The sequence below is a fragment of the Actinobacillus genomosp. 2 genome, assembly GCF_029773605.1.
Taxonomy (GTDB): Bacteria; Pseudomonadota; Gammaproteobacteria; order Enterobacterales; family Pasteurellaceae; genus Actinobacillus.
The window spans coordinates 605329-627814 of sequence record NZ_CP103807.1 but is presented as its reverse complement, the minus strand read 5'-3'; the positions used below and the strand labels follow the sequence as shown (position 1 = coordinate 627814).

Sequence of the window (22486 nt, the reverse complement as noted above, 5' to 3'; positions counted from 1 at the left end):
TTTTGAATGGTAAGCGGTCGGATTTTAGGGATTTTTTACAAGCGTAGGGTAATCGCCGTATAGATCGTACAAAATTTGTGTATTAGCATTTTTATTTTGTGATTGCCGTCAAAAAATAGATTTTTTGTTTTTGGTATTTCTAGGTTTGCACAGGATAATACTCAAAGTGACAAATAAAGGAGAATCACTATGAAGAATATGTTGTTGATGAGCGGTTCAAAATATAAAGATACTGCTTATTTAGTGCATACTTTACCTTGGTTAGCACGATTTTTAGCTGACTATAAAGGCAAGAAAGTGGCTTTTGTACCTTATGCAGGCGTACGCCGTTCTTTTGATGAATATGAAGCAACCGTACAAAATGCCTTAAAATCTTTAGAGGTTGAAATCGTTTCGGTGCATCGAGGCAAACAACATCGAGATATTATCGAACAAGCGGATGTGATTGCTGTTGGTGGCGGTAATACTTTCTGCTTGTTGAAGCAAATGTATGAACATCATTTATTAGATGCTATCCGAGCCAAAGTAAATAGCGGCACACCTTATTTCGGTTGGAGTGCCGGTGCAAATGTTGCAGGCAATTCGATTATGACTACTAACGATATGCCGATTACTTACCCTCCGTCTTTTAATGCATTAAATCTCTTTCCACATCAAATTAATCCGCATTTTATTTCCGGCAAAATGCAAGGGCATAACGGCGAAAGCCGAGAAGAACGTTTAGAAGAGTTTTTGATTGTTAACCCTCAAGCTCAGGTTTATGCTTTGCCGGAAGGGACCGCATTACATATTCAAGGCGAACAAGCGACCGTACTCGGTGAGCAAGATATTCTCTGTTTTAGTGAAAATATGCAGCTTGTCAGAAAAGCAGTTAATTCAACATTTAATTACTAAGGAATTTGTTATGGATGAACTTAAACCTTTTGTTGCCATTATTGGCATTTTAGTCACGGTTTACCTACTGATAAAAAAATATGAAACAAGAACCGTGTTAATCGGTATCGGTTTGATTATGTCGGTTGTAACGCTTAATCCGATGGGGGCATTAGATGCTTTTGCTAAATCAATGACCTCAAGTGGTCTGATTATGGCGATTTGTGCCAGTATGGGTTTTGCCTATGTGATGAAATATACCCAATGCGATACGCATTTGGTGCATTTACTTACTAAACCGTTAAGCGGTTTGAAATTCTTTTTGATTCCGATTGCAACGATTCTGACTTTCTTTATCAATATTGCAATTCCATCCGCGGCGGGTTGTGCGGCAGCGGTAGGGGCAACTTTAATTCCGGTATTAAAAAGTGCAGGTGTACGTCCGGCAACCGCAGGGGCGGCAATTTTAGCCGGTACGTTTGGTTCAATGATGAGTCCGGGTTCTTCTCATTCGGCAATGCTGAGTGAAATGTCAAATTTAACCATTACTGAAGTGAATTTAGCCCACGCACCTTATACAACGATTGCCGGTGTTATCGGTGCGATTGCTTTGACGGTCATGGCAATTATTTTGAAAGATTATGGTGAGGAACACCGTAAAGCCTATTTAGCCGAGCAACAAAATGCAGAAACTAAATTTAGCGGTGTGAATCCGTTATATGCACTTGCTCCGTTATTACCGTTAATTATTCTTGTTATTGGCGGTACGGAATTACAAAAGACACCGGGCTTAGAATGGACCCAAATGGGCGTACCGCAAGCGATGTTAATCGGTGCGATTTATGCGATTGTCGTAACACGTATTTCACCGGTTAAAATTACCGAAGAATTTTTCAACGGTATGGGGAATTCGTATGCTAATGTTCTCGGCATTATTATTGCCGCAAGCGTATTTGTATCCGGCTTAAAAGCAACCGGCGCTGTAGATTCAGCGATTGAATTTCTTAAACACTCCAATGAATTTGTGCGTTGGGGAGCAACTATCGGACCATTCTTAATGGGGATTGTGACCGGTTCGGGTGATGCGGCGGCGATTGCATTTAATACTGCAGTAACACCTCACGCAGTAGAATTAGGCTATACTCACGTGAATTTAGGTATGGCGGCAGCGATTGCCGGTGCTATCGGTCGTACAATGTCACCGATTGCCGGAGTAACGATTGTTTGTGCAGGATTGGCGATGGTCAGTCCGGTCGAAATGGTAAAACGTACCGCACCGGGTATGATTTTAGCCACCTTGTTCTTGGCGTTGTTTATGTTGTAATGTAGCTATAAAAAATAAGCGGTCTGAATTTGCAAAAAATTGACAAATTCAGACCGCTTGTTTATTTCAGTAGAGTGATTAAGCGGTAATTACTTCCATACCGCCCATATATGGACGTAATGCTTCAGGCACAGTGATTGAGCCGTCAGCGTTTTGGTAGTTTTCAATTACTGCCACTAAAGTACGACCCACCGCTAAACCTGAGCCGTTTAAGGTATGGACTAAGCGAGTTTTCTTATCGCCTTTTGCTTTGCAACGTGCAGACATACGGCGAGCTTGGAAATCCCACATATTTGAGCAAGAAGAAATTTCACGATAAGTGTTTTGTGCTGGTAACCAAACTTCTAAGTCGTAAGTTTTTGCTGAACCGAAGCCCATATCGCCGGTGCAAAGCAGAACTTTACGGTATGGTAAACCTAAAAGTTGTAATACTTTTTCAGCGTGACCGGTTAATTCTTCTAATGCCTCCATTGATTTTTCCGGTGCAACGATTTGTACCATTTCCACTTTTTCAAATTGGTGCATACGGATTAAACCACGTGTATCACGACCGTAAGAACCTGCTTCAGAACGGAAACACGGCGTATGTGCGGTATAACGTAATGGTAATGTATCTTCATCAATAATTTCATCACGCACTAAGTTAGTTACCGGGACTTCCGCTGTTGGAATTAAGCTGAACGGACGTTGGGTTTCGTTCGGATCTTGACCTGTTAATGGTTGAGTATGGAATAAATCTTCGCCGAATTTTGGTAATTGACCAGTACCGAACAGCGTATCGTGGTTGACTAAGAACGGTACGTTTGTTTCCACATAGCCGTGTTGTTCAGTGTGAAGATCTAACATAAACTGCGATAAGGCACGGTGTAAACGAGCAAGTTTACCTTTCATTACCACAAAACGGCTAGCCGTTAATTTTACACCTGCAGCAAAATCTAAACCGTTTAACGCTTCACCTAATGCCACGTGATCTTTTACTTCAAAGTCAAATTGACGAGGCTCGCCCCAACGTGATACTTCTAAGTTTTCCGTGTCATCTTTACCTAACGGTACTTCGTCAGCTGGTAAGTTCGGCACAGATAAGAGTAACTCACGAATTTCCGCTTGTACTTGGTCTAAAGCGACTTTCGCTTCGTTTAATTCGTTACCCATATTATCTACTTCCGCTAATAACGCAGAAATATCTTCGCCACGAGCTTTTGCCGCACCGATGTTTTTCGAGCGAGAATTACGTTCCGCTTGTAAGGTTTCTGTTTTTACTTGAAGTGTTTTGCGTTGTTCTTCCAATGCTTTCACACGCTCTACATCAAGGGTAAAACCACGTTTAACTTTAAGTGCATTTGCAACATCGTCTAAATTAGTACGAAGAAGATTTTGGTCGATCATTTTTTATTCCTTAATTTTTAATTGTGACTACGGACGGCACAGGCAACACGGAGAGGCAAAAAATGGGTCAAATTTGACCGCTTGTTTCGTGTTGCTGTTATCCGTAGTTTTTGAAATTAGCCACGATTTGCGTTTTTCATAATACGCTGTTTCGCTACTTGCCATTCACGGTCTTTAATGTCTTCACGTTTATCGTGGAGTTTTTTACCTTTTGCCACGCCGACTTTCACTTTCGCCCACGCATTTTTCCAATAGAGCGACAGAGCAACAACCGTCATACCGTCTCGATTTACTTTACCGAATAGCGAATCCAGTTCACGCTTATTCAATAGTAATTTACGGGTGCGAGTCGGGTCACAAACAATGTGAGTGGAAGCCATATTTAATGGCGTGATGGTTGCACCGAATAGAAATGCTTCGCCGTTACGAAATGTCACGTAACTGTCGCCGATATTCGCTTTACCGGCACGCAACGATTTTACTTCCCAGCCTTGTAATTCTAAGCCGGCTTCAATTTCTTCTTCGATAAAATATTCATGACGAGCACGTTTATTTAGTGCAATCGTATTCGAAGCTACTTTTGGTTTTTTTGCCATAATTTAAAAAGATTGAGAAAAATTTATAAGATTCTACCGCAAAGCCGCCTAACAGTGAACAGTAACCGTTTAAAATCAAGCGACAAGCGGTTAAATTTGCGAAAAATTTTGCAAAAATAACCGCTTGCCATTGTTACTCAAGCATATCCGCCAATAAGAATTGTAATACCGCATCCATACGTAAATGCGGAATCGGTTCGCCATAGGCGAGCGGTTTAGGTTCGAATTGGTCGAACTCAAAGTTGTTAAACTGCCAATAGTTTGTATCAGGCAAACGGCTTGGTACCGTGCCAGGGTAAAGCGTCACTTGTTTTTTATCGGTTGAACGAATGCCTCGAATCGCTTTAATTTGCGTACCGTTTTGGGTAACCACCACCGGATCGGTCGCTCGAATTGCCGAAATAGCGTGATAGCCTGTTTCAATACCGTCAAAAGCAGCATGTCGTCCGCCTTCCTGTACTAATTGACGCATCAGACTTTCCAAATTTGGTAGTTGATCGCTAGTGATATGATCCGCTTTGGTCGCAATAAATAGGAGTTTATCAATATTGGACGAAAACAGGCGATGAAATAACGAACGATTGCCATAATGAAAATGTTTAAACAACTGCTGCAAGCCGATTTTCATTTCTAAAAATGCCTCTAAGCCGTGGTTTAACGGCGTTAAACAATCGGCAAGAATCACTTGGCGGTCGAATTGTGAAAAATAGTCTTCATAAAACGGTTTAACAATCTTTTGCTGATATTGATTGTAACGTTTTTTAAGCATTTGGAACGTACTGTTTGCCGGAGAGTTCTCAAGTTTTTCCCAATCGGCTTCACTTAAATCTAATAACGGAAAGAACTGAAAAACCGGCGCACCTTTTAAATTTTCTGTCGGTAAGACAAATCTCCTGGCTGAATATATTGCATACCGGCTTGTTTACATTCCAACAAATAAGTGGTGTAAATTTCGCTTAATTCGGCAAGTTGGTTTTCGTCTGCTTTAGTAAAAAGATCTAATTTTTTGACCGCTTGTAACCAAGGCTGCGCCAGTTCTGCACGTTTTCCTTTATGCACTAATTGCTGAGCTTGTGACCATTGTTTGAAAGATTGCGAGAGTAGTGGCAAGTCTAACAGCCATTCTCCCGGATAATCGAAAATATCCAAGTAGAGCGTACCGGTTTCTTTTAAATGTTTGAGTAAACCGTCTTGACGTTGGTAGCGGATCGCTAAGCGAATTTCGCTGATACCAGTGGTGGATGCAGCCCATTGTGGCGGGTCGTTTTCCAAGCATTGACGGTTTTTATCGTATTCAAAACGGGGAATGGTTAAGTCACCCTGTTCAACTCGCTTTACCGAGAGAATTTGCCCATTGCGTGCTGCACCAAATAAATTGACGTGTGCATGGCTGTCTTTATTGATATGCAATAGCTGATCGACAAAACTGGTAATAAAGGCGGTTTTGCCGCTACGACTTAAACCGGTCACGGCAAGGCGAAGATGATTATCTAAACCACGCTGTACAAATTTATGTAGTTTATTTTGGATTTGATTAAACATTGCTAGAATAGTTTGAAATGAGATAATTCGATCATAGCAAAAAAGGCGGTATGACAAAATGGAAAACGAAATTGAATTAAAAATAATGTTAACGGAAGATAATGCTGAGTTTATTAAAACTTGGCTGAGTCAACAACGTATTATTCAGCAAGATATTGATGAATTAGGTAATACGTATTTTGATACCCCAACACAATTTTTTGCCGGTCAGCAAATAGGATTAAGAGTAAGAAGTAAAAATCAATGCTATGAAATGACGCTAAAAACAAAAGGGGAGATTATAGGCGGTTTACATATTCGTCCGGAGTATAACTTGCCGTTAGCGAGTAATCAGCCTGATTTCAAGCGATTGGTTTCTCACTTTGATTTACAAATAGAAAATGTTGAACAGATAGCCGAACAATTAAGACCGACTTTTAGTACGGATTTTGTACGCCACAAGTGGCTGATTGAGTTCCAGCAATCACAAATTGAAGTGGCCTTAGATAATGGCGTGATTAAAAATGAGTTCGGACAAGCAAAAATTTGTGAACTGGAGTTTGAATTGAAACAAGGTTCATTAGCCGATATTTTACAATTATTAGCTGAAATGCCTGTGCGTGACGGAATGTGGTTTAGCAGTTTAAGTAAAGCACAACGTGGTTATTTGATTGGACAAACAGTGAAATTTGAGCAAGAAATTGCTAAAGCGATTCAGACAAAAGAAGGTTATGAATTGGAGCAAATATTGGCAGACTATATTCGTACAATGCCGGAGAATAAGCCGGTTTTATCGACATTTAATGAATGTTTTTTAAGTGAGAAACATCATAATTGGCTCGAACTGCAAAATCATTTGAAAAGCCAATCATATTTAATAAAGAATATTGCCTATTTACAAGGTCTTTATTCATAGAAGCAAAATAGCCACTCGCTTGAGTGGCTATTGGCTATTTAACGATATTAAATGGCATGGCAGGAAATTCAATATTATTTATGCGTACTTGTAAAGTATATTCTCCTTTCGGATCGGTTTTATCGAATTTCCAACATTTACGGATAAATTCATTATTATGGCTTGCTAACTGTCTGGAAATCGTATGTGTTTTGCCATCATTACTAGATACTACAGTAACGCCTTGTTCGGTAAATTTAGCAGGAGCCGGTGCATTAAAGATTTCTGTTACCTGATTTTTAGCAGTAAAAGGAACATTCACCGCTTCCCAACAAAGATGTAAATTTTTTTGGCTGACTGAATAAGTCGTGCTTCTAATTGGTTTCGCCACTTTACCATTCAAATCGAGCAAATAGATTGCGAGCATTGGTCTGGTTTCTTTTGCTGGTGTTGTGTCTGGAGTAGTATTAGCTATTGCAGTTACTGAAGACAATAAGCCCATTGCTAACATTAAATGTTTCTTCATCGGTTAATCCTCTGTTTTTGATTGATATGCTTCTCTTAAACGATTGGCAATAATTTGAATCGCTTCACCGCTGCTCACGCCTTGAGCCATCAGTTCTTGAATTTGTTCTACAGCAGCTTGTTGCTGCTCGTGTGTTAAGGAAAGTAATGCGTTATCCATATTAATTTTTCTCAGATTGAAAAAAGTGTGGAAAGTTCCAGCTAAACTTTAAAAATAAATTTTGCCATTGTTCATCAAGCGGTGCAAAAATTTCGATTTTTTGCGCTGTTTTCGGATGCGTAAATTTCAAAAAATGCGAATGTAGCATTAATCGGTCGCAACCGGTTTTCTCGATTAGGGTACGATTTTGGTGCAAGTCACCATATTTAGTATCGCCCATAATCGGATGAAATAGATGTTTCATATGGCGGCGCAATTGGTGTTTGCGTCCGGTTTTCGGTAATAATTCAACCAAACTGTAACGTGCGGTTTGATGTTTGCCTGCCGGATAGGGCATTTCGACACTTGCAAGATTTTGGTAAAAAGTGACCGCTTGTTGGGCTTCTTTCGGTTGCGAAAACTTATCGGCAATTTTGTCTAAAATCACTTTTAGCGGATAATCGATCTCGCCTTTATCAAGCAGATAGCCTCGTACCACTGCTAAATAGCCTTTCTCCATTTGATGTTGTTCAAATTGTTCACTCATCAGGCGAGCCATTTCGCTATTTAATGCAAACAATAACACACCGGAAGTCGGGCGATCTAAGCGATGAATCGGGAAGACGTGCTGACCGATTTGATCACGTAAGGTTTGCATTGCAAACTGCGTTTCGTGTTTATCTAGCCATGAACGGTGAACTAACATTCCAGCCGGTTTATTAATCGCAATCAGTTCATCATCACGGTATAAAATCTCAAGTTCCATTTAATCCTTTAATAATAATTCAATCAATAACACCGGCTGATGAATTGCTTTTAAATAGCTTTCGTCTTTTAGGGATTCTTCCAAGTAAGGCGTAATCGAAAAATTGCGTGGTAAATCTGCACCGGCATCTAAAAGTGCGTGCATACGGGGAATAAAAATCCATTGTAACCATTGAGTTGGGCTAAGCGTGCCGAGACAAAACGGTTGATCGTTCGCTAAATCTTCCAAGCTCGGTGCAACCGCATCCCATTGTTTGTGAGTGCGTAATGCAATTTCTAAATCGGTTAAGTGTTGTCTAACTTTGGTTTTCATATTTAATTGAGTTCGTTAATCCAGTTTGGGTAAATAAGGTTTAAGGTACGTTCCATTGTTTCATAAACGGCTTTAGCGATAAACTCTGTGATCGGTTGATAATTGCCTAAATCACCTAACGCCAATGCACGATAATAGTCAGCTCGATTCTCAGCTTTTAAAATCGTCACTTGGAAACCTGCTTTCATTAATTCTAAATTCATCAATAAACGTCCAGTACGTCCATTACCATCAATAAAAGGGTGAATTGCTACAAATTTGTTATGTAGCATCGCAATGCGTTCAATCGGTTCCAATGTATTGAGATTTTGTTGGTTCCAATGCATTAATTCTTCCATTTGCGGATGAACTAAAAAAGGTTGAGGCGGTTGATATTCCGCACCGTTAATGACTATCGGTACATTTCGGTATTGTCCGGCTTCTCGTGCATTATCGGTTTTTTGTAGTAACAAATAGTGGAAGTTTTTTATTGTTGCTTCTGTCAGTGGTGCGTTTTCTTTTACAAGATCAGTTAAGTAACCAATAGCTTCTTGGTGGTTAATAATATCTAAATGATCTTTAAATGGTTTACCGTTGGCGGTAATTCCACTTTCAAGTAACACGCACGTTTCAAATATATCTAGTGTATTTCCTTCTATCGCATTGGATTGCTGATTATATTTCAACATTAAATCTGCTTGAATGTTTTTCATTACGGCGATATTAAGGGGGCGATGCTTATCAAGCAAAGTACGCATTTTATGAAGTTTGGTAATCAGCATAGTGAATTTATTGATAAATCAAAATAAGTGCCGTATTCTACCATTATCTGTGTTATCCACCAATTCATAATAAAAAGAGAAAATATGCAAAATCAGCCAACTATTCTGCAAAAAATCGTACAAGATAAAGCCGTTTGGATAGAACAAAAACAAAAAGAATTTCCACTTTCACAATTCCAACATCAAATTGTTCATACTGACCGAGATTTTTATGCGGCATTAGCGACAGCTTCGCACCAAGTGCCTGCGTATATTTTAGAGTGTAAAAAGGCTTCACCTTCCAAAGGACTGATTCGTGCCGAGTTTGATTTGGATGCGATTGCACAGGTCTATAAACATTACGCCTCTGTGATTTCTGTGCTGACCGATGAACAATATTTCCAAGGTGATTTTCGTTATATCGATCAAGTTAAGCGCCAAACAACGCAACCTATTTTATGCAAAGATTTTATGATTTCGCCGTATCAGGTGTATTTGGCTCGTTATTCAAATGCGGATGCAATTTTGCTGATGCTTTCGGTATTAGATGACGAAACTTATCGCAGATTGGCAGATTTAGCGCATTCTTTAGGTATGGGCGTTTTAACCGAAACTAGTACTGAGCAAGAGTTTGAGCGAGCGTTAGCGTTAGGCGCAAAAGTGATCGGTGTGAATAACCGTGATTTGCATACGCTGACGGTGGATATGAATCGCATTGTGCGTTTGGTAGAAAAATATCAGGATCAAATTCCGGCAGATGTCCGTTTGATTTCAGAATCAGGTATTTATGATCATTCACAGGTAAAAGCAATTAAGCCGTTTGCCCACGCATTTTTGATCGGCAGTAGCTTGATGGGCAGTACAGATTTAAATAATGCGGTACGTTCAGTGATTTTCGGTGAAAATAAAGTGTGTGGTTTAACGCGCCCACAAGATGTAAAAGCGGTGTATGAAAACGGCTTTTTATATGGCGGATTAATTTTCGCTGACAATTCGCCTCGTCAGTTATCGTTACGCCAAGCACAAGAATTAGTGGTGAATGCACCATTGCGTTATGTCGGCGTATTCCAAAATCAAGCGGTCGAATTTGTTGAAAAAATAGCAAAACAGCTTGAGTTATATGCGGTGCAATTACACGGTACGGAAGATGATGCCTATATTGCCGAACTTTCAGCAAAATTAGCTGGAAAAACGCAAATCTGGCAGGCAATTTCGGTAGATGTTCAAGCGGAAACAGTTGAGTATCACGATAATCCGTTAGTGGCACGTTATATTCTTGATAGCAAAAACGGTACGCAGCAAGGTGGTACTGGCAAAGTATTTAATTGGCAGCTTATTCCAAATGAACTAAAACAAAAAGTAATGCTTGCCGGTGGGATTTCGGTTGAAAATATCAAGCAGGCACTCGCACAAGGTTGTTTAGGTGTTGATCTCAATTCCGGTGTAGAGCAGCATAAAGGTGTAAAAGATTCAGCAAAAATCACCGCTTGTGCGGAGAAAATTCTCAAAGCCTAAGAAGTGTGATAGACTTTGATCAATAATATTTAACAAAGAGAGGACAAAATGGGTACTTTAGGTTATTCAATGATGACTGTTGTAGCGGCATTAGGTATGATCGTAGTTTTCGCTTACAATATCTTCTAATCTGTTACTGCGGAAAAGCACGGAAAGCACAGAATGTTATCAGTAACTTCCGTGCTTTCCGTATATTCTGTGGTCAATATTATGAACAAACTCAGCTTTGCATCTCTTTCTTTCAATTCAAATCATACCCCCGTTTCCGAACAATTCGACGATATTTACTTTTCCACTCAAGACGGTCTTGAAGAAAGTTATTATGTTTTCCAAGAAGGTAATCGGCTTTGGCAAAAATGGCAAGCACACAATGCCGAATCTTTTGTGATTGCCGAAACCGGTTTTGGTACCGGACTGAATTTTTTAGCGGTTGCCGATAAATTTCAGCAGTTTTTAAGTGAGTTTCCCAATAGTAAACTTAAGCGTTTATATTTTATTTCGTTTGAAAAATTTCCCCTCACTTCTGAGCAATTAACGACCGTTCATAAAAATTACCCGCAATTTGCAAAACTTTCACAGAGAATGACCGCTTGTTGGCAGCCTCGCCAAACCGGTTGTCAGCGTTATCATTTTGAGCAAATCTATCTTGATGTGTGGTTTGGCGATATGTTGGAGAACTTACCGCAATTAGGCGATTTATATAGCAATCAAATTGATGCGTGGTTTTTAGACGGCTTTTCACCGGATAAAAATCCGGAAATGTGGAATGAAACGCTTTATCGTCAAATGTTCCGTTTAACGAAAAATGGCGGCAGTTTTGCGACCTTTACTGCCGCAAGTGCGGTAAGAAAGGGATTACAAGCGGTCGGATTTGAGGTCAAAAAACGCAAAGGCTTTGGTAAAAAACGAGAAATGCTGTGGGGTGAAAAACCGCAACAAAGCGAAACTATACAGGTAAATTATCCATATTTTTATAGCGATCCACAAACAGAAGCAAATGATATTGCGATTGTCGGTGGCGGTGTCGCCAGTTTGTTTGTTGCATTATCCTTACTTGAAAAAGGTAAAAAAGTCACGCTTTATTGCAAAGATAATGCGTTGGCACAAAATGCTTCCGGCAATTTACAAGGTGCGATTTATCCGCAACTGAGTGACGATGATGAGCGTAATATCCGTTTTTATGTGCATTGTTTTGACTATGCATTGCAACGTTTGGCACAAATTGAACCGCTTGTCGCATTTGAACACGCTTTAACCGGTGTGGCATTATATGCCTATAACGATAAAACCGCGAAAAAATTGGAAAAAATGGCTTTGCAAACCAATGATGATAGTTTGTTTAAGCTATGTGATGCAGCTGAGTTAAGCGAAAAAATCGGGCTAAAAGTGCCGAACGGTGGTGCATTTATGCCACAAAGCGGTTGGTTATCGCCGATACAGTTTGTACAAGGCACTTTTGCTTATTTACAGGCAAAAGGATTACAAATTGTGTTAAATCACGAAGTGAAAGATCCGCAATTTAGTGAAGGGAAGTGGCATTGGCAGCACAATGGCGAAACGTTCAGTCATCAGATTTTAGTGTTGGCAAACGGGCATACATTAACGCAATTTCAGCAAGCACATGGGATTCCGCTGTATCCGGTGCGAGGGCAAGTGAGCCAGATTCCGACTACATCGGCTTTAGAGCAGTTAAAATGTGTGGTGTGTTATGACGGTTATTTGACACCGGCTTCTAAAGCGAATACTCATTGTATTGGTGCGAGCCATGTGCGTGATAATGCCGAAACAGATTTCTCTTTGGAAGAACATCACGAGAATGTAGCAAAACTTCAGCAAAATTTGACCGCTTGTGATTGGACTCAAGGTATTGATGATTCACAGAATCTAGCAAAACAAGGGGTGAGAGCCGCATTGCGAGATCGTGTGCCGATGCTTGGGAAAATGCCGAATTTTAGCGTTCAAAAAGTACAATATCAGAATTTGTATAATCAGCTCCGTCGCAAACAAGCGGTTGAAAATGCAGAAAATTTTGCAAATTTATATATGGTAAACGGCTTAGCTTCTCGAGGCCTAACTACTGCACCGTTATTAGGCGAACTGTTGGCAAGCCTGATTTGTCATGAACCGTTACCTATTAGCGAAGATATTTGGCACGTACTTAGCCCAAATCGCACTTGGATACGAAAATTGTTGAAAGGATCAAAAGTTGAATGATTTGAAGCATTGATACTATAAAAGATAAGGGCAGACCATTGTGTCTGCCCATTTAATATTATCTATTTGAATGATGTAATTAAATTAATCAAAACTGTTTTTTGCTGTTCTGATAGCCCTTGAATAAGACGGGATAAAATTTCATCAGTTGATTGAAATTCCTGCTCATCCGCAACACCATATCTTAACCACTCCGGTTTCACATTTAACCAATTTGCTAAAGTTTCTATTTTATCCTGAGAAGGAATAGCTAATCCGTTTAACCATTTATGGACAGCTTGTTGAGTGATCGGTTGTTCAGCATATTGTAGGTTAAATTTTATGGCAATCTGACTTGTTTTTAAGCCTTTAGGATAGGCTACGCTTAAAGCAAATTTTAAGCGTTCACTAAATCTTTCTTTGTCTGTTTTAATTTTCATAGTTCATAAATTATGCTTGAACTATAAAATATATTGTAAACTTAATTGGTTTATTTTAAACTAAAATGGTTAAATCATTAACGGATTTAACTTCGTTTTAATTTATGAGGGAATAACAATGTTTAAAACAGTAATTGCAACTATTTTATTAGTATCTTCAATCTCAACGATGGCATATACCACTCGTAATCCATATGATCCGAATATCAAGTCAACTTGTTGTGATGGGAGTTATTCATCATCAAGCGGAACTGGTACTTGTTCTGGACATGGAGGAGTGTATCGTTAGATGAAACGGTGGGTTTTATTGCTGGGGATATTGGCTTCAAATTTTACTTTTAGCCATATTGATAGAGTGCAAACTTATCCTTGTATGTAATCTGTCGATTTTTTTTGCATAGAATTGCAATATATTTTACATAAATAAACTTTAAATAATGTAAAATATTTTATAAAAAAAGCTACTTTAAACTATGTTGAAGTAGCTTTAATTTTCACTATTGAAGAATATATTAAAAATGAATTTAGCGAACAAACCCCATTAAGTCTACAATGATTCTCGATCCTGTTGATAATCCCGAAGCATAAATTGCTCGTCGCCCCGGGTCCAACCATATTGTTCCTCCCCCTGTCGCTTGGACCTCTATCAATTTAATAAAGGTAGGGCTATCTGCGGATAACTCGGCTATTTGTTGCTGCCCTGAAGAAGATACCTGAAAGTCTAAATGAATAATCCCGACACCACTCCTAACGGCAAGGTTTCGTCTATCTACCCTGTCACCACCGAAAACAGTAGCCGTCCCTCTAAATGTGAGAGGATAATTATTCACTTTGGATAAATCAAGTAATGTAGCATTGATCGATTTGATATCGCGACCAATGGCATTAGCAAGCTCTATACTCATATACTAAGCTCCCTTGGCTTGATTATATGTGGTGACTAAATCCACATTCTTTAATTCATCAATTTCTGTACGAATCTCGGTAAATTTCTGTAAAATGGCACTACTAAGATTATCATCATTGGCAAGTTGGTTGAGTTTGTCTGCCAGCTCTTTGAGCGTGTCATACTCTGCTGCCACACCGCCTAATAACTCATTTCTTAATGCACCAATAGCCGATTGAATCTCTATGTTACTCACTTTGCCATTAACCATTAGTTCAATGGTTTTAATCTTCTCGTTGATAGTTTTTACATCAACTCCCACTGCTTGAGCAAATTGTGTAAATTTTTCATTTTGTGTCGTCATTCTTTTATTCCTATAGTTTGGCTAATTTATATATAGCTAATAAATCTGGCAGAGATTGCTCGCCAACCTCCACCCGTTCTACCTCAGCAATTTCTACATTGAGATCTACTTCTACCGGTTCAATGTCTACAGTAATTTCATCATTCATTCATCCACCTATCTTGCGATAGTGATGTCGTGAGATAACTCAATGTTACCTTCCATCACCGTTCTAACTTTCCCGTCCCTAAAAGTAAACTGTAAATCATATTGGGCTTGGACCCATTGATCATTTTCCGTTAAGGTATGGGGAATATTAAGTAAAATGGAGTTATCACTCAGCTTTTCTATTAGTCCACTTTCAGTTGAGATATTAAGCACAACAGTTGATCGATAAATAGCTTGCAAGTCAATTCTTGCCACCTGACTTAAATTAAAAAAAGCACCATTCTGTTTAAAAGTAAGTCGGAATGAATGATCATCTCCGCGCTTTAGCTTTAATTTCTGCTTAGTAATCATTTGAGTAACTCCGCTAATTTATTTGGGCTAATCTTATAACCATCCTTGCGACCGAATACTAAGTTATAACACCATTCGCTACAGAAAAACCTGTTAGGTTTTTCAGGCGTACCAAATACTATGCCTAATGCACCAAGGTAGTCGTATTTTTTACTCTTAGTTTTTTGGAAAAAATCAATAATATCCTCACTGTTTATAAGTTTATCGATCGGGATTAAATCCCACTTGTCATGGGGTAATTGTTGTCGTTTCATTCTCACTCCGCCGTCACGAGGGCTAGAGCTATAACACTCGTAATATTCTTCTGGACGACAACGATCACCGCTTTCAAATTTCAATTTCTTGATAGCGATTTCGCAATGGGAATACGGATTGCCGGTAAAGAATCTGATAACCGAGTCAATCCAATTGCCTTTTGCTTTGTACATTGCTAAATAAATGTTATCCATAACCTACTCTCCTAGAGATTCTGAATAGGTTTTAGACCAACCCTTAGAATAATCATACTCAAGCGGATTATCGGCTTGCTCTAAAGCCTGCTTATGCTTTCTTGCCACGGTGTGATTATGGTTTTCAGCTTTTAAAATTGCCGCAATCACTGCGGTTAATTGTGCTTTGCCGAAATTTGCTACGTCCGTGTTATCCGCACAGGTCCAGCTCACAGTCATTTCGTTGCCGACTAAATCCATCGTCGCTTTTAAGCCGAGTAGCTTAGACTGAGCTTTACTATCCGAATCAAACCACTTTCTTAATGATTCAACAAAAACGCCACCGGCTGATTTTTCATCTCGCAATGCGTTGATTTTTTCTCGCATAATGGCGATTTCTTCGGATTTTTTGACCGCTTGTTGCTCGGGCGTGATAATCCATTCTTTGCCATTATATGTATGATATGGTGATGGACGCACACTTGTGAGCGTAAGTGTGCCATTCATCACTATAATCTCTTTGCCACGGCTACGACCGTCAGCTAGATATCGATATTCTTTTTCTGTTGCCATAACGGCTGAAGACGGGATTTTATGTATTCCTTCTACTAAAAAAGATTGCGTTTTTAAATCATAAAAATAATTCATATTTATTATCTCCCTTTTGCAAACCATTGAATTGTACCGGCATACTTTGTGCCTTGAATAACCGCTTTAGTTGTTGATTTAGATGCGACACTCATCCCCACCACATCACCTGTATTCGACATGTCGATAGGGATGACGAAAAAACATTCGTTAAAAGCAATCGGAAAATTAATAGTGACCGTATTACTGCCTTGAGGCATTTCGATAGTACCCCATTGTTCAATCTCGCCATTTGCATTTATACTCCAACCATTGTTGGTAGTGAGCTTCTGTGAAAATAGGCTCTTAACCCATTTCGTGGTTGCAACCTTATCACTATCATCTTCTTTCGTTGGAGTTTCAACAAATACCTCTTTGAGCCTTCTTGTCGCTGAACCTATCCTATTTCGGAGGTCTACATCCGGATACATCACATGGTCTTCGTTAAATCGCCAGCTCGCTACGCCTCCCACCAACATAGTTAATAATTCGCCACTAAAGCTGTAGCGTAAACCGCCTTTAACTACGCCAACATTTACAAAATCAAGATTTGCTGTATTTTTACCATCGATATGAACGGTTGCACTCGCCGAGCTTTCAACCAGTAAGCCATCTACTTCATTTGTCCGTCCATTGCCGTTATCTATTTTATTTCTGATATGGAGCGGTGCTAAAGGAGGGTTATTCTTTAAATTAATGCCTACTCTTTGTTTAAGCAAATCTCCCGTAATCGTATTACCGATATCTAACTTATAATTATAATCAGACGCTTCTTGTTCGATACCGTGACCAATAACAATGGAGTGGTTCACTTCTGTTGCTTTGGTCAAATTTCTCGCTCCAAGAATGACACTATTAGACAAATTCGCTTTCGCTTGGACAGACATACTGCCAACAATTGTCGATTCTTTTGCCATTCCCACATCGTAAGCGGCTAAGTGTCCAATAATTGTATTGTGCTGAGATATATTATTATTGAGTTCTTTCGATAAGCTCCAGAATATCGTTGCAGTTCCCTCTCCGTCCCCGTTGTAGGGGCAATAGAATGTCACCGTGTTGTTCGTAACTGATAATACCTCCTGCCTCCAAGCGTGCCAATGAGCCGGCTGCGGAAATGCAGGTCCCGTATCCCATCGAATGTTCGCACTACCGCCGACTACGCATTGATGCCCCTCAATGGTCACTGTAATGTGATTGCCATGTTTATGGTAATTAACTTTTTGTCCGTCATTACCACCATAAATGGTTCGTTGATAGCCATCCCAACCAACCTCACTTTCCAAGTTACTACCGGTTCGGTAGCCTACTAGGGTATTGGCATTACCAACTTTTAGATTCTGTCCACTCTGATGACCAATTGCGACAGCAAAATTGCCATTAAAATGATGCAAAGCACTTGCACCAATTGCAACAACTTTAGCGTCAACTTGTTTGTTACCTAATTGACTTTCAACATTAGGATGCCAGCCGTTTACGTTTACACCTCCCATTGCACTCGCACCGATAAGGACAGAATCCCATGCTTTTGATACTCCACAACCGGTATTTCTACCGATGGCGATATTTCTCACGCCGTCTTCTAAAAATTGTAACGCGTTGCCGCCAATAGCGACGTTTCTTGAACCACCCCCGCCAGTACCGTATACGCTTCCGCTTGACTGTAAGTATTCGAGCGTACTCTCGCCAATCGCAATATTTGTATAACTCTTCTTCGCTCTATTCAACGCATTACTGCCGATGGCAATCGTCTGACCGGCACCCGTACAATTTGATAATGCACCGCCGCCGATTGCGACGACGGTTTCGGGCAAGTTAAAAGGATCAATCTCCTTTTTGTAATCATTCCCAAATTTTTCACCGCCATTAATTCTGACAATGCCGTTGCCAGTTTTTAATAAGCCATATGGTGCTTCGTAGGTAGACAAACCGTTCAAACCCTTAAAATAAAAATATCCATTGGAATATTTGTATTTCTCTTTTTTTACATCAATAACGAAAGTTTTCCCGCATAAATCGACAACCTCATTTGATATAATTGCAGATTCAAGTAGAGAAAAAGCTTGTTCATCATTATGTCCTTCACTCTTTGCACCAAAATCAAAAGGAGTGATTTGTTGGTAAATTCTTTTCCAACGCAACCCCTCCTCGGTTACAATCACCGTGCCACCATTATCAGCGGTCGTTTTATCGGTAAAATCCGCATAAAACTCCCCTCCGCCGATATTCGTGCCGGCATAGTATCCTTTTACATAAGCAATTTGGCGATCTCTTACTGGCTCAAATTGGCGTAAAGCATCAATAGATTCAACTTGTCCGGAAATAACCTGCAGCGCTTGCCACAGTTGTGTTTCATCTGTTTCATTGGGCTCAATGCCTGCCTCTTTTAAAACGGTTAAGATTTCGCCTTGGTTTGTACGTACAGCATCTTGCACGTTATTCATATGTTCAGCAGTCACAACTGTGCCATATTCGCCGGTTGCAGGGTTGCCATCTTTAAAGCGACCGTTATCAGTCGCAATCGGATTCATTTTTTGTCTCATTTATTCCATCCGGTAAAATCTCTTACCCAATATCGGGTAAATGCAGGTTTAATTTCATCTAATAAGAGTTTTAATGTTTCCGGCGTGTTAATAACCGGTGCTGGCAAATAAGGATCGGTGTTTTCTGCTCGGTTAAAATCAATAAAAAACATCCAGATGAAATCTTTATCCCAAAGCCTGTCGCCACAACGGTTAATGCCACATCTAAACGGTTCGGGCTCGTGGATTTTAAACTCATAACCTAATGCTTTCGCTTGTGCCATCAAGTACCCAATCGACAGCCCTCCAAGCTGATTCAACTTTGCAATCACTCGTTCAATTCGAGTTTCAATGGGCAATAAGCTATTTGCCGTTAAGCCACAAACTCGCTCCCAGTCGTCGATAAAAATGCCGCTTGATACATCAACGGCATCAGTTAAAGTCTTGGCTCTTGCATCAATGCGATCTAGCTCACGTCCTTCAACCTCGAGAGATAATGCTAACCATCTGCCGTTTGGGTCATACGACACCGGTGGTAATAAACCGCTCAATGCTTTACCGTGCTTAGAGTTAATTGTAACCATTACATTAACTCCACACGCACATTGCCTAATTTAAACCAACCCATTTCACGGTAGGCATCAATCGTTTGGTTTCGGGTAGGCTGCACAATTTCACGATCTACCACACCGACTAAATCACTAATTACTGCCTCAACCTGTGAGATAATTAAAGTGTCTGCCGGTTTGAGGGATAAAAAGTAATTTGCTAGAGCATTTTTGATTTCTACGTTTACCGACTCAAGTGTTGTATCTGAATCAAGTTGGACTTTAATTTCAAAATTCACCTGTTTTTCAACAGGTTTAAGCACATAAACCGACTTAGCCGTCACAGGGCGGACTTCATCAATATAGGATTGTGTTGTCTGTACAATTTCATCACTTGGCACGGTATCGCCGGAGGTAATGGCAATATCTACCGTACCTTCGCCACGTCTTAAAGGGTAAATAAATGCCGAGGTAACACCATCAACGCTTTCAGCCCATTGCCTGAAGTCATTTTTATTTCCGCCAGACGGTGGGCGGCGAATACGCTCTAATAATCGAGCTAATAAAGCTGCATCACTTTCCACTTCCGTTCCACCTGTTACATCGGGCAATAACAAGCAATCGCTTGATACGCCAACAGGGGCGGCGGTCAGTTGTGCTTTACTTTCTGACTTAACATTGCTTAAAGCTCCTGTTGCCATTGCAATTACTCGCACAGTGGCAGAGCCATCATCACCAATAACACTTGCTGTTTTAGTCACATAAAAACGCTCGCCGTATTTAATCTGCAAGCCTTCTTGAATTACCGCACCAACTGTGCCAAATACTTTTAGCGAGCCACTCGCATAAGTGGCATTTTTGCGGTAGATATTCCGCAATTTAGCGTGCATTTCTAAGTATTCTGAGTCTGCGGTGTCCGGGAAATACTGGCGTACAATCCAGTTTTGATGAGCATATAAGCCGATAGCACAACTTGCTAAAGCAGATGCTCGGACGTAATAGTCCGAGTCCACTGTAATATCTGCTGTAGGTTCTAATGATTGAATGTCTCGTAGGATTTCACTTCGCACATCCTCAAGCGTTGGAATTTGATACATTTTAAAACCACTTAAATTAGTTTTACTGGGTGTTTAAATTCAAATTTAACCCCACGATTATCAGTAATGGAGATAAAAAGATTTAACGAACCATCTTGAGGTTGGTCGTGAGTAACAATAATGCTTTTAGCTCGCCCATCGTCAAGAATGGGCTGTAAAGCTTCTTCGGCATATTGTTGGGCTAATAAACCCACGCGGCTTAAATCTTTTTCTCTTTGAATAAGATGGAGCAGAGAACCTACACGCCCATCTGCCCACCACGAGCCTTTTGGGGTTGTTAATCTGATATACACAGCATTTTGGAGTGTATCTATTTTTTCACTTGTATAGTCCCGAGTGAGCGGGCTGATTTCTCTGTCCATATTGCTATGTTACAGAGATTTAAATAAGGATTGAGGGGGAGGGAGTTCAACAAGAGGTAAGCGGTCAATTAGTTTTATAAAATCAACCGCTTATAAGATTAAATTGGCTGAGATGTTGGTTTACCGTCGCCTTGTTCATTATGTGAGTGAGAGCGGAGTGATGTGCCGTTAGCATTGACATCGCCGTCAGTAATAAAATCACCTCCTATTTGGACAACAGAACCAGTAAAGCTAGCACCATCTCCACCTTGTACGGCTAAGCCACCATTAGCACTCATTTTACCTTGTGCGACAAATTGCTGGTCAGTCTCTAATTTTGGCGTATGAAAATTGGTACTCTCTGTTGCGGTTACATTATATTGTTTGCAATTAACATTAAATTTATCGCACTCAACATCTATGACCCGTCCATTTTTTAAAATGATGGTTGAGCCGCTCGAATCGTAAATAGCTGTTTCGCCACCTTTTAAATTCTTAACTCTAAAAGAGCCATTTTCGGTTGCAACAACAATGCCGTGCGTAGTTTTGCCACCAAGTGGAATAACAACCACCTGTGTACCTGCTGGTGGTACTGAGGTAAAGCCAAAATGTTGCATAAACTCTACATCTTGAATAGTTTCGTCAGCCAAACCGGAAACTTGTACTTGCTGAATATCACTACTACTTTTAACTAAATTCAATACACCACGAAATGCAGATCGTACTCCACTCTGAACATTTTTAGCGACTTCTTTAGTCTGCTTTGCCAATTTATACATCATTTTCCTAACTCCCATGACCCGACTCGTTCAATAGACTCTTTCTTCTTACGTCCTTTCTTAGTTTTTTTGGTTTTATCTTTTGAGGCTTTATCGCCTTTTCTACCTTTACGCTTCCGAGCTTCAGCTGCTTTGGCTTGATAAGCGTCTGGAGTCCATACGCCATCTAACTTTAATCGCAACTCGGTGGTTGTACCTCCAGTGCGAGAGAGCCGAAAACGTCTCCCTATTAAAAAGAAAATACCATCTAAATCATATTCTTCACAAACTACGTGGACTCGTTGTCCAGCTTGCCAAAGCGTGCCGTTTTGCGTTTTGTGGTCAGGCACAATAATGGTGAGGTTAAACGACTCCAACTGCCAATCAGATACTTGCTTTTTTGCCTGTTTCATCAAAGCATCAAGATTCTCAACATCGCCTAGCACAATGGTTTTAGGCTTATAGAACCCCATTTCAGGATTTTTATAAACCCATTTGAAATCGTGCTTAGCATTATCTGACTCTTGTCCGTGTTTTTGAGCTAAAAATGTAACCTCCGAATAACTTTGCGATACATCGTAAGAAAGTGTGGCGTCAACAAAGTTATTTTTACGGGTGTCGCCCGATTCTTTAACACAATAGAGCGTTGCTACCGGTGGTTGAGCATAATCTGCTCCGCCCACAATCAACACCCCTTTAGGGTCAAACCAACAATGCAAGCCGGCGGAGTTAGCACATCGCATAATGGCTTCCCACGCTGATTCGCCCACATCAATATCCACCTTACTTAAAGTCGGATTTTTCTCGGCTTTCAGTTGTACCTCTTTAATCCCAAGCGGATTAACGATTTTCTTGACAGCATCAAGCAAAGACAAGCCTTGCACATTGGTAATCGGGGCAGAGCAATCCACCAAAATAGAGGCTTTATCACGCCCATTCAGGCTAAAGCCACGCCCGCTTTTGTTAATAGTGTGGTGTGTAGTATCTACAATGCCGGTAAGTACCGTTTCACCATTGATTTTAACTACTGCCGTTTTGCCTGAATAATTGGGTAACACCTCTAAATTGCTGGATTTACCCAACTCAAAATTAAAGCTATCAGCAGGAATTAAAAAATCACTGTCAATATCATAGCTTTTCCAGTTTTTATGCTGAGAGCCATCAATCTCCACCATAATCTCATTCTCAAACATTG

At 40.1% G+C, this 22486-nt stretch carries 25 protein-coding genes and 1 pseudogene; 5 read left to right on the top strand and 21 right to left on the bottom strand.

Features of this window, described 5'->3' with window-relative positions; all coding sequences use genetic code 11:
- Positions 1 to 189: 189 nt before the first annotated feature.
- Both pepE and dcuC read left to right on the top strand, forming a co-directional pair.
- Positions 190 to 894 carry a dipeptidase PepE gene (gene pepE / locus NYR60_RS03150; protein WP_279467702.1) on the top strand — a complete coding sequence of 235 codons (705 nt, stop codon included), beginning with the start codon at positions 190 to 192 and terminating at the stop codon, positions 892 to 894.
- Positions 895 to 904: 10 nt separating this feature from the next.
- Positions 905 to 2197 (top strand): C4-dicarboxylate transporter DcuC, encoded by a 1293-nt coding sequence (gene dcuC, locus NYR60_RS03145; RefSeq protein ID WP_279467701.1) that lies wholly within the window; start codon positions 905 to 907, stop codon positions 2195 to 2197.
- A gap of 78 nt (positions 2198 to 2275) precedes the next feature.
- Here dcuC and serS read toward each other — a convergent pair whose 3' ends face one another.
- From serS to NYR60_RS03130, 3 genes and pseudogenes are all read right to left on the bottom strand, one after another.
- The gene (gene serS / locus NYR60_RS03140) at positions 2276 to 3583 is read right to left on the bottom strand and encodes a serine--tRNA ligase (protein ID WP_279467700.1); all 1308 of its coding nucleotides are present in this window, start codon (positions 3581 to 3583) and stop codon (positions 2276 to 2278) included.
- 116 nt (positions 3584 to 3699) lie between these two features.
- Positions 3700 to 4179, bottom strand: a complete 480-nt coding sequence (gene smpB, locus NYR60_RS03135) for an SsrA-binding protein SmpB (protein WP_005601189.1) — start codon at positions 4177 to 4179, stop codon at positions 3700 to 3702.
- 133 nt (positions 4180 to 4312) lie between these two features.
- Positions 4313 to 5721: pseudogene (locus NYR60_RS03130) on the bottom strand (YcjX family protein).
- Positions 5722 to 5779: 58 nt separating this feature from the next.
- Here NYR60_RS03130 and NYR60_RS03125 point away from each other — a divergent pair.
- Positions 5780 to 6616 carry an inorganic triphosphatase gene (locus NYR60_RS03125; protein ID WP_279467699.1) on the top strand — a complete coding sequence of 279 codons (837 nt, stop codon included), beginning with the start codon at positions 5780 to 5782 and terminating at the stop codon, positions 6614 to 6616.
- A gap of 34 nt (positions 6617 to 6650) precedes the next feature.
- Here the strand turns inward: NYR60_RS03125 and NYR60_RS03120 are convergent, their stop codons facing one another.
- Genes NYR60_RS03120 through NYR60_RS03100 form a run of 5 tightly spaced genes read right to left on the bottom strand, consistent with a single transcriptional unit; the run spans position 6651 to position 9029 of the window.
- Positions 6651 to 7121 (bottom strand): pseudouridine synthase, encoded by a 471-nt coding sequence (locus NYR60_RS03120; protein ID WP_279467698.1) that lies wholly within the window; start codon positions 7119 to 7121, stop codon positions 6651 to 6653.
- A gap of 3 nt (positions 7122 to 7124) precedes the next feature.
- Positions 7125 to 7280 (bottom strand): YoaH family protein, encoded by a 156-nt coding sequence (locus NYR60_RS03115; RefSeq protein WP_279467697.1) that lies wholly within the window; start codon positions 7278 to 7280, stop codon positions 7125 to 7127.
- A gap of 1 nt (position 7281) precedes the next feature.
- Positions 7282 to 8025 (bottom strand): tRNA pseudouridine(65) synthase TruC, encoded by a 744-nt coding sequence (gene truC / locus NYR60_RS03110; RefSeq protein ID WP_279467696.1) that lies wholly within the window; start codon positions 8023 to 8025, stop codon positions 7282 to 7284.
- A complete protein-coding gene (locus tag NYR60_RS03105) occupies positions 8026 to 8337 on the bottom strand; it encodes a YqcC family protein (protein ID WP_279467695.1) in 312 nt (103 codons plus the stop codon).
- Positions 8338 to 8339: 2 nt separating this feature from the next.
- Complete coding sequence (locus NYR60_RS03100; RefSeq protein WP_279467961.1) at positions 8340 to 9029, bottom strand: Fic family protein; 690 nt, start codon at positions 9027 to 9029, stop codon at positions 8340 to 8342.
- 153 nt (positions 9030 to 9182) lie between these two features.
- Between NYR60_RS03100 and trpCF the strand changes: the two genes are divergently transcribed.
- On the top strand, positions 9183 to 10592 hold the full coding sequence (gene trpCF / locus NYR60_RS03095) for a bifunctional indole-3-glycerol-phosphate synthase TrpC/phosphoribosylanthranilate isomerase TrpF (protein ID WP_279467694.1): 1410 nt from the start codon (positions 9183 to 9185) through the stop codon (positions 10590 to 10592).
- A gap of 210 nt (positions 10593 to 10802) precedes the next feature.
- On the top strand, positions 10803 to 12806 hold the full coding sequence (gene mnmC / locus NYR60_RS03090; protein WP_279467960.1) for a bifunctional tRNA (5-methylaminomethyl-2-thiouridine)(34)-methyltransferase MnmD/FAD-dependent 5-carboxymethylaminomethyl-2-thiouridine(34) oxidoreductase MnmC: 2004 nt from the start codon (positions 10803 to 10805) through the stop codon (positions 12804 to 12806).
- 62 nt (positions 12807 to 12868) lie between these two features.
- Here mnmC and NYR60_RS03085 read toward each other — a convergent pair whose 3' ends face one another.
- The 13 genes from NYR60_RS03085 to NYR60_RS03025 form a co-directional block, all read right to left on the bottom strand.
- The gene (locus NYR60_RS03085) at positions 12869 to 13225 is read right to left on the bottom strand and encodes a helix-turn-helix domain-containing protein (protein ID WP_279446544.1); all 357 of its coding nucleotides are present in this window, start codon (positions 13223 to 13225) and stop codon (positions 12869 to 12871) included.
- Between the two features lie 524 nt (positions 13226 to 13749).
- The gene (locus NYR60_RS03080; protein WP_279467693.1) at positions 13750 to 14130 is read right to left on the bottom strand and encodes a hypothetical protein; all 381 of its coding nucleotides are present in this window, start codon (positions 14128 to 14130) and stop codon (positions 13750 to 13752) included.
- A 3-nt stretch (positions 14131 to 14133) separates the two neighbouring features.
- On the bottom strand, positions 14134 to 14475 hold the full coding sequence (locus NYR60_RS03075; protein WP_279467692.1) for a hypothetical protein: 342 nt from the start codon (positions 14473 to 14475) through the stop codon (positions 14134 to 14136).
- Between the two features lie 10 nt (positions 14476 to 14485).
- The gene (locus tag NYR60_RS03070; protein WP_279467691.1) at positions 14486 to 14623 is read right to left on the bottom strand and encodes a hypothetical protein; all 138 of its coding nucleotides are present in this window, start codon (positions 14621 to 14623) and stop codon (positions 14486 to 14488) included.
- An 8-nt stretch (positions 14624 to 14631) separates the two neighbouring features.
- A complete protein-coding gene (locus NYR60_RS03065) occupies positions 14632 to 14973 on the bottom strand; it encodes a hypothetical protein (RefSeq protein ID WP_279467690.1) in 342 nt (113 codons plus the stop codon).
- Positions 14970 to 15422: a hypothetical protein gene (locus NYR60_RS03060; RefSeq protein WP_279467689.1), complete on the bottom strand. Its 453-nt coding sequence runs from the start codon at positions 15420 to 15422 to the stop codon at positions 14970 to 14972. The genes NYR60_RS03065 and NYR60_RS03060 overlap by 4 nt, the downstream gene beginning before the upstream one ends.
- 3 nt (positions 15423 to 15425) lie before the next feature.
- Positions 15426 to 16049 carry a DUF4376 domain-containing protein gene (locus NYR60_RS03055; RefSeq protein ID WP_279467688.1) on the bottom strand — a complete coding sequence of 208 codons (624 nt, stop codon included), beginning with the start codon at positions 16047 to 16049 and terminating at the stop codon, positions 15426 to 15428.
- A gap of 5 nt (positions 16050 to 16054) precedes the next feature.
- The gene (locus NYR60_RS03050) at positions 16055 to 18568 is read right to left on the bottom strand and encodes a gp53-like domain-containing protein (protein ID WP_279467687.1); all 2514 of its coding nucleotides are present in this window, start codon (positions 18566 to 18568) and stop codon (positions 16055 to 16057) included.
- Positions 18565 to 19131, bottom strand: coding sequence for a putative phage tail protein (locus tag NYR60_RS03045; RefSeq protein WP_279467686.1), 567 nt, complete (start codon positions 19129 to 19131; stop codon positions 18565 to 18567). The genes NYR60_RS03050 and NYR60_RS03045 overlap by 4 nt, the downstream gene beginning before the upstream one ends.
- Positions 19131 to 20192: a baseplate J/gp47 family protein gene (locus NYR60_RS03040; protein WP_279467685.1), complete on the bottom strand. Its 1062-nt coding sequence runs from the start codon at positions 20190 to 20192 to the stop codon at positions 19131 to 19133. The genes NYR60_RS03045 and NYR60_RS03040 overlap by 1 nt, the downstream gene beginning before the upstream one ends.
- 11 nt (positions 20193 to 20203) lie before the next feature.
- Positions 20204 to 20554 carry a phage GP46 family protein gene (locus NYR60_RS03035; protein ID WP_279467684.1) on the bottom strand — a complete coding sequence of 117 codons (351 nt, stop codon included), beginning with the start codon at positions 20552 to 20554 and terminating at the stop codon, positions 20204 to 20206.
- Between the two features lie 98 nt (positions 20555 to 20652).
- On the bottom strand, positions 20653 to 21315 hold the full coding sequence (locus NYR60_RS03030) for a phage baseplate assembly protein V (protein WP_279467683.1): 663 nt from the start codon (positions 21313 to 21315) through the stop codon (positions 20653 to 20655).
- A complete protein-coding gene (locus tag NYR60_RS03025; protein WP_279467682.1) occupies positions 21312 to 22484 on the bottom strand; it encodes a phage baseplate assembly protein in 1173 nt (390 codons plus the stop codon). The genes NYR60_RS03030 and NYR60_RS03025 overlap by 4 nt, the downstream gene beginning before the upstream one ends.
- Between the last annotated feature and the right edge of the window lie 2 nt (positions 22485 to 22486).